This is a genomic window from Celeribacter sp. HF31, assembly GCF_011806455.1.
Taxonomy (GTDB): domain Bacteria; phylum Pseudomonadota; class Alphaproteobacteria; order Rhodobacterales; family Rhodobacteraceae; genus Celeribacter.
The window spans coordinates 452,714-465,806 of record NZ_JAATOT010000001.1 but is presented as its reverse complement, the minus strand read 5'-3'; the positions used below and the strand labels follow the sequence as shown (position 1 = coordinate 465,806).

Genomic DNA, 13,093 nt, shown 5'->3' with positions numbered 1-13,093 from the left:
AGGTGCGATAAGAGTATCCCGGAGCCACACCTCTGTCTCTGCGTCAGAACAAAGCAGAGGTCCGCTTTTGAGCCTCAGCCCTTGGAGAGCCGCTCCGGCAGGTTATGCGCCCAGGCGGAAATCGTCCCTGCACCCAGACAGACGACCATATCGCCCTCGCGGGTCTGTTCGCGCACAAGACGGACCAGATCGTCCTCGGAGGTCACAGCGCGGGCATGGCGGTGGCCGTGACGGATAAGACCGGCGACAAGATCGTCGCGCGACGCGCCTTCGATCGGCTCCTCGCCTGCGGCGTAAACCTCGGCGATGCCGACGACATCGGCCTCGTTGAAACAGGTACAGAAGTCGTCGAACAGGCTGTGCAGACGCGAATAGCGGTGCGGCTGATGCACGGCAATGACGCGGCCTTCGGAGGCCTGACGCGCGGCTTTCAGCACGGCGGCGATTTCAACCGGGTGGTGGCCGTAATCGTCAATGATCGTCACGCCGTTCACTTCGCCCACGCGGGTAAAGCGACGGTTCACCCCGCCGAAGGCCGCAAGCGCCTGTTTGATCTCTTCGGCCTTCATGCCGAGATGACGCGAGACGGCAACAGCGGCCAAGGCATTGGACACGTTGTGATCGCCCGGCATCGGCAGGGTACAGCCCTCGATCACCATATCCTCGGCGGCCAGAACGATGTCGAACTGCGCCACGCCTTTTTTGTAGGTCAAATTGACGGCGCGGACATCGGCCTGGGCGTTGAAACCATAGGTGACGACACGGCGGTCGGTGATCTTGCCCACAAGGCTCTGCACCTCCGGGTGATCGGTGCAACACACCGCAAGGCCGTAAAACGGAATGCCGGAGACGAAATCGTAGAAGCCTTCGCGCAGCTTCTCGATGGTGCCCCAATGCTCCATATGCTCCGGGTCGATATTGGTGACGATGGCGATGGTGGCGGGCAGACGGTTGAAGGTCCCGTCGCTCTCATCGGCCTCGACGACCATCCAGTCGCCCTGCCCCATCCGGGCGTTCGAGCCATAAGCGTGGATGATACCGCCATTGATCACCGTCGGGTCGATGCCGCCCGCGACCAGAAGTTCGGCGACCAGCGTCGTGGTCGTGGTCTTGCCATGCGTGCCCGCGACGGCAACGTTGGATTTGAGACGCATGAGTTCCGCGAGCATCTCCGCGCGACGCACCACCGGCAGGCCCTTGAGACGCGCGGCGTCCAGTTCCGGGTTGCCGGGTTTGATGGCGCTGGAGATCACCACGACCTCCGCGTCTTCGAGGTTTTCTGCGCGTTGGCCCTCATAGATCACCGCGCCCAGTTCTTTCAGACGATCGGTGATTTTCGAGGCCTTCAAATCCGACCCCTGCACCCGATAGCCATGGTTCAACAGCACCTCGGCAATGCCGGACATGCCGATGCCGCCAATGCCGACAAAGTGGATCGGGCCCATTTCGGTGGGGAGTTTGGTTACGCTCGCGTTCATCTTATCGTCTCACTCGTCTGTCGTGCCCTGAAAGAGCATCGTTATTTTGTCTTGAAAGCCAGATCTTCGACCAGTGCCGCCAATTCTTCGGCCGCTTGCGGTTTCGACACCGACAGCGCCGCCTGCGCCATCATCAAAGCGCCGTCGGGGTGGCTCAGAACGTTTTCGATCTGCTCGGCGAGGCTCTCGGGCGTCAGCTGGCTTTCGGGGATCATGATCGCCGCATCGGCCTCCACAAGCCCGCGGGCATTCGCGGTCTGGTGATCGGCGGTGGCCGCCGCGAAGGGGATGAAGATCGCAGGGCGTCCGATCACGGACACATCCGCCACAGAGGACGCGCCCGAGCGGGTGATCACCAACTGGCTCTCGCTCATCCGTTTCGGCACGTCGTGGATAAAGGTTTGAACATCGGCCTGAATGCCGCGCGCCTGGTAGAATTCGGTCACGCGGTCGAGGTCCTCGGCGCGGGCCTGTTGGCTGATGCGCAGATTGGCGAGCATCCGCTCCGGCAGCCGCGCGATGGCTTCGGGCACCACGTCGGAGAGGATGCGCGCGCCTTGCGAGCCGCCCATCACCAGAATTTCCATCGGGTAGTCACCGGGCGCAATGTAAGGTGCCGCGTATTTTTCAAGAATGGCGCCGCGCACCGGATTGCCGGTGTAGACGCCCTCGACGCCTTCGGGCAGTTTGGTCGGCCAGGTGCCGCAGGCGACCTTATCGACGCGTTTGGCAAAGACCTGATTGACCCGCCCCAGAATGCCGTTCTGTTCGTGGATCATCCGGGGCAGCTTCATCAGCGTCGCCGCCGCCACCGCCGGGATCGCCGGGTAGCCGCCAAAGCCCACCACCACGGCGGGCTTGTCGCGCATGAAATTCGACATGGCTTTGAACACGCCGCCCATGATGCGCGGCAGAACCATCGCTTTCGCCGCCAATCCACCGCGCGCGAAGGTGGCGGAGGGCATGACCTCGATCTCCACCCCCTGCGGGAAGGCGCCGGTGTAACGCGCGCCACGGGCATCGGTCGACAGTTTCACCCGCCAGCCCCGCGCCAGCATCACCTCGGCCAGGGACTGCGCCGGGAACATATGTCCGCCGGTGCCGCCGGCGGCGATGACAAGAAGGGGGGCTTGGGTCATTTGGAACCTCTTTTATATCGTTTAGCGGCCGCGACGGATCAGGATGTCACCGATCTCGCCCTGCGGACGGGTGCGGGTAAAGGCCAGAAGCGCACCAAGTGCAATGCCGGAAGCGATCAGGGACGAGCCGCCATAGGACACAAACGGCAGCGTCATGCCTTTGGCGGGCAAAAGCCGCACGGCGACGCCCATGTTGATGAACGCCTGAATGCCAAACGCACAGGCGAGCCCGGTGCCCGCAAGGCGGATGAAGGGGTCGCGTTCCTTGAGCAAGCGCCAGAGCGAGCGCACGGTGATGGTCGCGTAAAGCGCAATGATCACGAGCACGAGGATCAGCCCGTATTCTTCGGCAGCAACCGCAATGATGAAATCGGTATGCGCATCGGGCAGCGACCATTTCACGGTCCCCTCGCCCACGCCGACGCCAAAGAAGCCGCCCTCGCGGATGGCGTTGGTGGCGTAACCGATCTGGGTCGTGGGATCGATTGTCGGGTTCAGGAACCCGTCGATGCGGCGCGCGAAGTGTTCGGAGTTGTTATAGGCGAAGGTGCCGCCCAGAACGACGAGCCCCGCGATACCGACCAACAGCGTCAGCGGCGCACCGGCGACGAAATACATCACACCCCAGGCAAAGAGGATGAGAGAGGCCTGCCCGAAATCCGGTTGCAGCGCCAGAAGGATCACCACAAGCGAAGTGATCAGGAAAGAATACATCCGCCCCGGAGGCCCACCGATTTCAAGACCGGCGGCCATGAGCCAAGCGGAGGTGATGACGAAGGCGGGTTTCAGGAACTCAGAGGGCTGGACAGAGGCAAAGCCCAAAGAGAACCAGCGCGTCGCGCCCTTGCCAAAGTCCGTACCGAAAGCAGGCAAAAGAAACAGAGAGATCAGCGCAAGGACAAAACCCACGACGGCGAAACGGCGCACACGCGCCGGGTCCATCATGGTGATGCCGATCATCACCATCAGCCCGACGGAGCCAAAAAACGCCTGACGTTTGACGTAGTGGAACAGGTCCGTGAACCCGTTCTTTTCGGCCAGAGGCGGCGAGGCCGCGAGCCCCAACAAAAGCCCGACACCAAAAAGAATAAAGACGCAGGACAGCGTCCATTTGTCGATTGTCCGCCACCAACGCGGCAAGATCGGCTCTCCCACGCGCATCGGCGCCGAGCCATACACCATCTCTGTCATGATACCGCCTACTGCCTCGTTATCATTTTACGCCCGGTTTTCCGGGTCTGATTTGTTCAGAATAGCGGCTTTTCCGGCTCTGCGCCACTACAGATTGTGGCCTCAGAGCGATGAAACGCCATAAAGGCAGGGATTTGCCGACATCTCTGTCAAGACATGCCAAAACGCGAATTGATCCGCCTTATTGTCCGACATCATTGATCGTTAAGGAGAATCCCCGCAGTCTGGCACCAACTCACCCTCTCCCTCCCACATATGGAGTCCGCACATGAAAATCGGGATCGTCGGCGCGGGCATGGTCGGCTCCGCCGCAGGCTATGCCATCGCCTTGAAAGGCACCGCGAGCAAGATCGTTTTTGTCGATTACAACGCAGGCCTCGCCCGCGCGCAGGCCGAGGACATCGCCCATGCCGTGCCCTTTGCCTCCTCGACCGTGGTGACGGCGGGCGATTACGCCGAGTTGAAAGGCGCGGGCGTTGTGATCCTCGCCGCCGGTGTGGGGCAAAAACCGGGCGAGAGCCGCTTGGAGCTTTTGACCCGCAACGCCGAAGTGTTTCGCCAGATCATCGGCAAGGTGCTGGACGCCGCACCCGACGCGATCTTGCTCGTCGCGACCAACCCGGTCGACATCATGACCCAGATCGCCACGCGGCTCTCCGGCCTGCCGCCGTCGCGGGTGATCGGATCGGGGACGATCCTCGACACCGCACGGTTCCGGCATCTGATCGGCGAACATCTGGGCGTCGCGCCGCGCTCTGTGCATGCCTATGTGCTGGGCGAACATGGCGACAGCGAGGTCTTGTGTTGGTCCTCGGCGCGCGCAGGCGCGCTGTCGGTGAAAGACTTCGCCGCCCAGATGCGTGTCCCCCTGACCGAAGGCGTCAAGGCGCGGATCGACGACGGGGTGCGTAACGCCGCCTATACGATCATCAACGGCAAAGGCGCGACCTGGTACGGCATCGGCGCGGGGCTTGAGCGTCTGGTGCGGGCGATCGCGCGGGATGAGCAAACGGTCTTGTCGGTCTCCATCGTGACGCCAAAGGTCGAGGGTGTGCAGGACGTGGCCCTCTCCATCCCCCGCATCGTTGGTGGCCAAGGCGTGGTGTCGGATCTGTTCCCGGAGCTGGACGACGCGGAACATGAGGCGCTTGGGGCCTCGGCACGGCTGTTGAAAGAGACGCTCGACGCGTTGGAGTATTGATTACCCGCCGCCTGCCAGCTCTCGCACTTCGCCCTGATAAAGCAATTCAAAACTCACCGGCGCCGCCTTGCCCGGTGCGTGATAGGGGTTGGCGAAGGCGATGATGAAAAAGATGATGAGCCCGGTGTAAGACGAGAAAATCGTCAGGAGCAACAGGTTCAGACGCGAAGGCTCAAAGGTAAAATAGGCCGCCGCGGTCAGGATCACCCCCACGATGGCCGCCGTAAGGAACAAGGGATTGACGCCCGCGCGCGCGGCCTCTTCCCGCTCGAGCCGAAGCATCGACACATCGCGAATGCCATCAAGCATCATCGCGCGCAGACTCTCCTGTCGCAACGTCTCGGGCGTCAGATCGAGGATCGCCTCATAGGTCGCCTCCCATTCCGCCCAGGCCTGGTCGTGCAACTGGTTCTCATCGGCCAAAAGGCCCCATTCGGTCTCCAGAACATGGCGGGTATAGAGCGCGAGACTTTCCCGGATCGGCAGGGTTTGCGCCGCATCATAGCGCTTGAGATCGTAGAACACATCGCCAACCAAAGCCGCCTCCCGCGAGGACACCGTCGAGACATCGCGCAGGTTCACCACCTCCTGAGCAAAGACCAGCGCCAAGACGAGACCATGCAGCGCGCTGACCCGAAAGATCACCGACCCCGCCAGCTCCCGTCGCTCGGCATCCGCCCCGCGCCCCAGAACCCGACGTGTCATCCCATAGGCGCCAAGGCACAGGGCCACAACGCAGAGCACCACGATCAGGGCAGATAAGATGGGCGGCGCAATCATGATCCCCTGTAGCATTCGCATCCCCGCTCTCTGTTTCTTTCGAAGTGAGGCGTGAATTTGCCGTTCGGTCAAGCACCTAAGAGACAGTCTTTCGACAAACACATCTCGCCAATTCACCATTGGGAAAGGCAAGTTGTTTACCCTGACGGCAAAACAACGGCTCAAAACCATGGCACAGATCGACGGCACCAGTGGCGACGACACCATAGAAGGCACCACCGAGAACGACGCCATTAAAGGCGGCGAAGGCTCGGATACCATCTATGGTGGCGCGGGCGACGATCAGATTCTCGGCAACGATGGCCTGAACTCTGCCGACGGCGGCGATACGATCTATGCCGGAGACGGGGCAGACACGGTTCAGGGCGATGGTGGAGACGATAGAATCTATGGCGAGGCCGGTCAGGACACGCTCTTTGGCAATGATGGCAACGATTATATCGATGGTGGCGCTGACAACGACACGCTCTATGGCGACGACGGCAATGACACGCTCCTGGGGGGCGATGGCGATGACCTCCTCTACGGCGGGACTGGCGGCGACACGCTTCGGGGTGGCGCGGGCAATGACACGCTCTACGGGCACGAGGGCGCCGACACCTTTATCATCGCCGATGGCAGCGGCTTCGACACGATCGAGGATTACTCCGCCGCCGATGGCGACATCCTTTTGATCGACTACCCGGGCATCAATTCCTATGCCGACCTTCAACCTTACCTGAGCGACGATGGCAATTATGGCACGCTGATTTCTTTCCCGGATGGCTCGGTCACGCAAGTCAAGTGGTTGAATTACAACAGCCAATCCGCCTCCGACTTTTCCTTTCAATCCGGCACGATCTGTTTTCTCAAGGGCACCATGATCGACACCGAGCATGGCCCCCGCCCGGTCGAGGCCCTGCGCCCCGGCGATCTTGTGCGGACCTATGATCATGGTTTGCAATCGCTGCGTCTGATGCGCACGCGCACGTATCGCTTTGGCACAGGCCCGCATAAGATGCAGCCGATCCGCATTCGCCCCGGCGCTCTTGGCCCCGGCGTGCCCGTGCGCGAGTTGATCGTCTCGCCGCAACATCGCATTGCGCTGCCGCAGCAGGCGCCCGACCATATTATTGCCGCACGCAAGCTTTTGTCCTGGCCGGGGGTGAGCGCGCGCCCATCCTGTCGTCTCGCGCAGTATTGTCATCTGGTCTTCGACCGGCATGAACTGGTACTGGCAAATGGTGCCTGGGCGGAGAGCCTTTTGATCACCGCCCATAGCCAAAGCCTCTCGCCCCTGCCGCCCGCCCTGCGCCATCTGTCGCAGGAGCCCGTGCGCCGGATCGTGCGGCTGCCCGAACCAGCGCTGAGCCCCGCCGCGTAAGGCTATCCCCGAAACGCCGAGGGTGGCGCGCCCAGATCGCGTTTGAAGGCGGCGATGAAGGCCGAAGGGCTGGAATAGCCCAGATGTGCCGCCAGATCGGTGCTGCTTTCGCCCTGCTCCAGCCGTTCGAGCGCGAATAAAATCCGCCGCCGCGCACGCCAGTCGCGAAAACTCTTACCGGTTTCCGTCACGAACAGCCGCGCCAAGGTGCGCTCCGAGGTCCCAACCTCATGGGCGATCTCCGCCAAGCCCCGCCGCTCTTCCGGGTGACGTAAAAATATCCCCATCGCCGCGACAAGACGCGGATCGCGCCCACCGGGCAAATGCATCGCAGCGGGTCTCAGCCGTCCGATCTCGTCTAAGGCCACCCAGGCCAGCCGCCGCACCTCGGGCTTTGCCAATCCGCCCTCGACCATGCGCTCCACGACCCCGCGCAACAGAGGCGAGGTGCGCAGCACCGTCATCTTCTGCGGCAGGCTCGCGCGGGACACGTAAAGTGGCGCGACATAAAGGTGATGGGTCAGAACCGGGCCCTGTGTGCTGAGCTGATGTTCGACATCAGGCGGAATCCAGATCGCGTGTTTGTGCGGGATGATCCAGACATCTTCGCCGGCCTGAAGGCGCATCACCCCGTTGTAACACATAGCCAATTGCGCGCGCGGATGGCTGTGCGGCTCCACCGCATAGCCCCCGCGAAACTCTTCTCGCCGGGCGATGACGGGACGACCGGGCGTGAGGTCAAACCCGATGCCCGTGGGCGGCGCGTCCGGGTTTGGCAGGTATTCGACATGATTTGGCATAATGTCGCTCTACCGCATTTCCGACATTTTTTCTACATCTTTTCGCAACACGCGCCCGCCACCCGCCAGCGCCCACTCCCCCTCCCCAAGCGCAGGAGTATACATGACTTATTTCAGAGAAGCCGTCCTTGCGGTCATCACCCTGATCGCCCTCGTGATCGCCCTCACCGTTCCCGGCATTTTCGCCGCCAACCAGGCGCTGATCTTTGGCATCGTGCTGGTCACTTTAGGGCTTTGGGCGACGGGCCTCGTGCCCGGCTATCTGGCGTCCCTGTTCTTTTTCACCGCGCTTCTCTTGCCCGGTCTGGCCGCGCCCGATGTGGTGTTCTCCGGCTTCACCTCCACCGCGATGTGGCTGATCATCGCGGGCTTTGTCATCGGGGCTGCGATCACGCATTCCGGGCTTGGCGCCAAGATCGGCGAAGTCGCCCGCCCGCATCTGTCGAAAAGCTATCCGATGCTGATCGGGGGCCTCATGGTGATCGGCATGGCTTTGGGCTTTGTCATGCCTTCGTCCTTGGGTCGCTCCGCCGTTTTGGTGCCGGTGGGCATGGCGCTCTCCGATATGCTGGGGCTTGAGAAGGGCTCGAAAGGTCGGATCGGCGTCGCCGTGATCATCGCCTTCGGCACCAATATGCCCAGCTTTGCGATCCTGCCGTCGAATATTCCAAACATCATTCTCTCGGGCATGGCCGACAAGGTCTTTGGCATGGAGTTTTCCTACGCCGACTACCTCTTGCTGCATTACCCGGTGCTGGGCGTGGTCAAATCCATCGCGCTGGTGCTGTTGACGCTGTATTTCTTCCCGGCCAAAGTCGCGCCGGTCCAGGTCGAGGTGAGCCAAGACACCCCCGCGTCCTCGCGCAAACAGATGATCCTGATGGCGATCCTTCTGGTCACCATCGGGTTCTGGGCCACCGATCAGCTGCACCATATCAACGCCGCCTGGGTCGGCCTTGCGACCACGCTCGTCTTGCTGGTGCCGCGTCTGGGTCTTGTGCCGCCGCCGGTGTTCAAAGGCGCGGTCGATTTCGGCATGTTGCTCTTTGTCTCCGGCGCTCTGGCTCTGGGCGCGGTGGTCAACAGTTCGGGCCTCGGGACGATCATTGCGCATCAAGTGGTCGGCGTCCTGCCGCTCGCGCAGGGCCACGATTTCCTCAACTTCTTCTCTCTGTCGACACTGGGCGCGCTGACGTCTGTGTTCACCACCATGCCGGGCGTTCCCGCCGTGTTGACGCCGCTGGCAGAAGAATTGTCGCAGGCCACAGGGTTCTCACTCGAAGCCGTGTTGATGACCCAGGTCATCGGGTTTTCCACCGTGATCTTCCCCTACCAGGTCGGGCCGCTCATCGTCGCCATGGGGCTTGCGGGCGAGAGCACGCGCCACCTGATGAAGATGACGCTCTCGATGTCGGCGCTGACGTTCCTGGTCTTCATCCCGCTCGATTACCTCTGGTGGGTGCTTCTGGGCTGGATCTGAGGAACCCCGGCGGCCCGTCCCGCGTTGGCTTCACATCGTCAACATCTGGGAGCACAGGGGATGCCGCGCGATCTGGAAAAAGAAAGCCTCGGTGCAGAGATCCCGCAAGGTCTGGTGTTCTACCCCGACAGCGCGCCTGGCATTGCCCGTCTGCGCTGCGGGCGGGGCTTTACCTATCGCGGACCGGACGGCACCACTTTGGCGCATGGACCGCTGCGTGCCCGTTGCGAGGCCTTGGCCGTGCCGCCCGCCTACACCGACGTCTGGATCAGCCCGAAAGACAACGGCCATTTGCAGGCCACCGGCTTTGACGCCCGCGCCCGCAAGCAATATCGCTATCACCCCGACTGGTCTGCGGCGCGCGCGCAGATCAAATTCGATGGGTTGGCCGATTTTGGCAAAGCCCTGCCCCGACTGCGCCGTCGCGTGACCCGCGATCTGGCCGAAGACCCCGGCGACCGCGCCTTTGCGCTTGCCGCCGCCGTGTTGTTGATCGACAAACTCGGACTCAGGATCGGCAATGCCGAATATGCCGCCGAGAATGGCTCTTACGGCGCGCTCACTTTGCGGCGCAAACATCTCAAACTCACGGCGTCGGGCCTGCAACTGTCCTATGTGGCCAAGGGCGGTCAAAAGGTGCGGCGGCGGATCACGGATCGCAAGCTGCTCAAGACTTTGGACGCCGCGCGCGATCTGCCCGGCGCAGAGCTGATCACCTGGCTCGATGACGCGGGCACGGTGCATCATGTCGGATCGGATCAGCTCAACAGCTATATCGCCGATCACACGGAGGCGGGGTTCAGCGCGAAAACCTTTCGCACCTGGGCCGGAACGCTGGCGGCGTTCGAGGCGCGCGAGGCCGGCGTCACGACGATCAAAGGCCTGTCCGAGGCCGCCGCCCAGCGGTTGAAAAACACCCCGACCGTGGCGCGCAACAGCTACATCCACCCCGATGTCATCGCACTGACCGAGGTGGACGACCTGCCGGACGTGAGCGTCAAAGCGGTGCGCGGACTGTCGGCCGCAGAGACCCGATTGCTGGCGTTTCTCGGACGTTAACTCAGCTTTTCGACCTCTGCTGCGAAGGCCTCGCCACGTTTCTCGAAATTCGGGAACTGGTCAAAGGACGCGGCGGCAGGCGCCAAAAGCACGGTCTCGCCCTCCTCCGCCTCATGTGCGGCTTTGGCGACGGCAACATCCATCGTCTCGCAAATCTCGTAAGGCGTATCGCCGATCTGCAACGCGAAATCGCGGGCGGAAAAGCCGATGAGATAGGCTTTCGACACCGAACCGAGGAAGGGTTTCAAATCCTCGACCCCGCCATCCTTGCCCAGCCCGCCCGCGATCCAGCGAATGCGGGGAAAGGCCTGAAGCGCCTTGGCGGCAGCGTCGACATTGGTCGCCTTGCTGTCGTTCACATAGCGCACGCCGTTCAGCTCACGCACAAGTTGCGAGCGATGCGGCAGGCCTTTGAAGCTGCGCAAAGCGGCTTCGATGCTTTTCGGTGACAGGTTCAACGCGCGAGCGGCGGCATAGGCAGCGCAGGCGTTCTGATGGTTGTGCGCGCCGGGCAACCCGTCCATATCGCGCAGATCGATCGAGGCGGTTTGCTTGCCCTTACGGTACTCGGACAGGAAGCCTTTGCGGGCAAAGACGTTCCACCCGGGACCGCCGAGTTTTTGCCCCGACGACACGCGGATGAGCCGCAAATCGTCCGGGCTTTCCACCAATTGGTTCGCCAGATAGCGGCCTTCTTTTTCGTCCACACCGATCACGGCGCGATCCGGCCCTCCCTCGGCAAACAGCCGCCGCTTGGCCGCGAAATAGCCGCCCATGCCGCCGTGACGGTCGAGATGATCCGGCGAGAGATTGGTAAACACCGCCACATCGGGCGTCAAAGCGCGGGCCAGATCGGTCTGATAGGAGGACAATTCCAGCACGATCACCTCGCCCTCCTCGGGCGGCTCAATGTCCAGCACCCCGCGCCCGATGTTGCCCGCCAACTGGCACGGCGTGCTGTTTTCCTCGAAAATATGATGGATCAGCGCGGAGGTGGTCGATTTGCCGTTCGACCCGGTCACCGCAATGACCCGCGGCGGCGTGTCATGCTCCATCCAATCGCCCTGCCCCAGCGAGCGAAAGAATAGCCCGATATCGTTGTCGACCGGCACGCCTGCGTCCCAGGCCAGCGCGATCACCTTGTTCGGCTCCGGGTAGAGATGCGGAATGCCGGGCGAGACGACGAGACAGGCCACGCCGTCGAAAGCGCCCGCTTTGTGCAGATCGTGAATGGTAAACCCCTCGGCTTCCGCCCGCTCCCGCGCCTCGACGGAATCGTCCCAACACAGCGCTTCTGCGCCCCCGGCTTCCAACGCGCGCGCGGTCGCAAGACCGGACCGCCCAAGACCCAACACAGCCACTTTTTGACCAACGTATCCAAGCACAGGGATCATCACGCTCGCTCCTTTGCTGTCCAAATACTCAAAAAAAGGGGGCCTTGGCCCCCTCTCAATTCACCGCAGTTTCAGCGTCGCCAGACCGATGAGCGCAAGCACCAGAGAGATGATCCAGAACCGGATCACGATGGTCGGCTCGGACCAGCCTTTTTTCTCGTAATGGTGATGGATCGGCGCCATCAGGAAGACGCGTTTGCCGGTGCGTTTGAAATAGAGCACCTGGATGATCACGGACAGGGCCTCGACCACGAACAAACCGCCGACAATAGCCAGAACGATCTCGTGTTTGGTGGCCACTGCAATCGCCCCCAAAGAGCCGCCCAAGGCCAAAGACCCGGTGTCGCCCATGAACACGGCGGCAGGCGGCGCGTTGAACCACAGAAAGCCCAGGCCACCACCGATCAAAGCGGCGGTGAAGACAAGGATTTCGCCGGTGCCAGGCACGTAATGCAGGCCGAGATAGTCGGTAAAGTCGACACGGCCCACGACATAGGCGATGGCGCCCAGCGTTCCGGCGGCGATCATCACCGGCATGATCGCCAGACCATCGAGACCATCGGTGAGGTTCACCGCATTGGCGGCGCCCACGATGACAATCATCGCGAAGGGAATGAAAAACCACCACAGATTGATGAGCAAATCCTTAAACACCGGCAGCGCCAGCTGGAATTGCAACTCCTCCGGGTGCACCATGGAGGACCAGACAGAGGCGATCAGCGCAATCACGAAGCCCAGCAAAAGCCGCACCTTGCTCGACACGCCCTTGGTGTTGGATTTCGACACTTTGGCGTAGTCGTCGGCAAAGCCGATCAACCCGTAGCCAAAGGTCACGAACATCACGATCCAGACGTAAGGATTGTCGAGCCGCGCCCAGAGCAGCGTCGAGACCAACAAAGCCGTCAGGATCAGCAACCCCCCCATCGTAGGTGTGCCGGCCTTGGCGAAATGGGTTTCGGGGCCGTCATCGCGGATCGGCTGTCCCTTGCCCTGACGACGACGCAACATGTCGATCAGCGGACGGCCAAAGATCATCGCGAAGATCAGCGCGGTGAAAAACGCTCCGCCCGAGCGCATGGTGATGTAGCGAAACAGGTTGAAAAAATCCCCGCCATCGGAGAGGCCCGAAATCCAATACAACATGCGCTCAACTTACCTTTCGTCACCGTGCTTCATCCTGTGCGATAGCACGCATTTTTTCCTGTACC

Annotated in this window: 11 protein-coding genes; 4 read left to right on the top strand and 7 right to left on the bottom strand. The window is 62.0% G+C overall.

What is annotated here, in order from left to right:
* Positions 1-74: 74 nt before the first annotated feature.
* From murC to ftsW, 3 genes are read right to left on the bottom strand one after another with little or no spacing between them, the layout of a single operon-like run.
* On the bottom strand, positions 75-1,478 hold the full coding sequence (gene murC, locus HCZ23_RS02390; RefSeq protein WP_167600079.1) for a UDP-N-acetylmuramate--L-alanine ligase: 1,404 nt from the start codon (positions 1,476-1,478) through the stop codon (positions 75-77).
* Positions 1,479-1,519: 41 nt separating this feature from the next.
* A complete protein-coding gene (murG, locus tag HCZ23_RS02385; protein ID WP_167600078.1) occupies positions 1,520-2,617 on the bottom strand; it encodes an undecaprenyldiphospho-muramoylpentapeptide beta-N-acetylglucosaminyltransferase in 1,098 nt (365 codons plus the stop codon).
* Positions 2,618-2,638: 21 nt separating this feature from the next.
* Positions 2,639-3,808, bottom strand: a complete 1,170-nt coding sequence (gene ftsW / locus HCZ23_RS02380) for a putative lipid II flippase FtsW (RefSeq protein WP_167600077.1) — start codon at positions 3,806-3,808, stop codon at positions 2,639-2,641.
* A 268-nt stretch (positions 3,809-4,076) separates the two neighbouring features.
* On the opposite strand from ftsW, the gene HCZ23_RS02375 reads away from it, so the two are divergent.
* Positions 4,077-5,009 carry an L-lactate dehydrogenase gene (locus tag HCZ23_RS02375; protein ID WP_167600076.1) on the top strand — a complete coding sequence of 311 codons (933 nt, stop codon included), beginning with the start codon at positions 4,077-4,079 and terminating at the stop codon, positions 5,007-5,009.
* Here the strand turns inward: HCZ23_RS02375 and HCZ23_RS02370 are convergent, their stop codons facing one another.
* Entirely contained in the window at positions 5,010-5,804 is a 795-nt protein-coding gene (locus HCZ23_RS02370; RefSeq protein WP_217703101.1) for a hypothetical protein, read from the bottom strand.
* Between the two features lie 154 nt (positions 5,805-5,958).
* On the opposite strand from HCZ23_RS02370, the gene HCZ23_RS18190 reads away from it, so the two are divergent.
* On the top strand, positions 5,959-7,152 hold the full coding sequence (locus HCZ23_RS18190; protein ID WP_167600074.1) for a Hint domain-containing protein: 1,194 nt from the start codon (positions 5,959-5,961) through the stop codon (positions 7,150-7,152).
* A 2-nt stretch (positions 7,153-7,154) separates the two neighbouring features.
* On the opposite strand, the gene HCZ23_RS02360 is transcribed toward HCZ23_RS18190, so the two are convergent.
* Entirely contained in the window at positions 7,155-7,952 is a 798-nt protein-coding gene (locus HCZ23_RS02360; protein ID WP_167600073.1) for a helix-turn-helix domain-containing protein, read from the bottom strand.
* A 103-nt stretch (positions 7,953-8,055) separates the two neighbouring features.
* Between HCZ23_RS02360 and HCZ23_RS02355 the strand changes: the two genes are divergently transcribed.
* On the top strand, positions 8,056-9,432 hold the full coding sequence (locus HCZ23_RS02355; protein ID WP_167600072.1) for an SLC13 family permease: 1,377 nt from the start codon (positions 8,056-8,058) through the stop codon (positions 9,430-9,432).
* A gap of 60 nt (positions 9,433-9,492) precedes the next feature.
* Positions 9,493-10,491, top strand: coding sequence for a DNA topoisomerase IB (locus HCZ23_RS02350; protein ID WP_167600071.1), 999 nt, complete (start codon positions 9,493-9,495; stop codon positions 10,489-10,491).
* Here the strand turns inward: HCZ23_RS02350 and murD are convergent.
* Both murD and mraY read right to left on the bottom strand, forming a co-directional pair.
* Complete coding sequence (gene murD / locus HCZ23_RS02345; protein ID WP_167600070.1) at positions 10,488-11,885, bottom strand: UDP-N-acetylmuramoyl-L-alanine--D-glutamate ligase; 1,398 nt, start codon at positions 11,883-11,885, stop codon at positions 10,488-10,490. The genes HCZ23_RS02350 and murD overlap by 4 nt on opposite strands.
* 60 nt (positions 11,886-11,945) lie before the next feature.
* Positions 11,946-13,028 (bottom strand): phospho-N-acetylmuramoyl-pentapeptide-transferase, encoded by a 1,083-nt coding sequence (mraY, locus tag HCZ23_RS02340; protein WP_167600069.1) that lies wholly within the window; start codon positions 13,026-13,028, stop codon positions 11,946-11,948.
* Positions 13,029-13,093 lie beyond the last annotated feature (65 nt).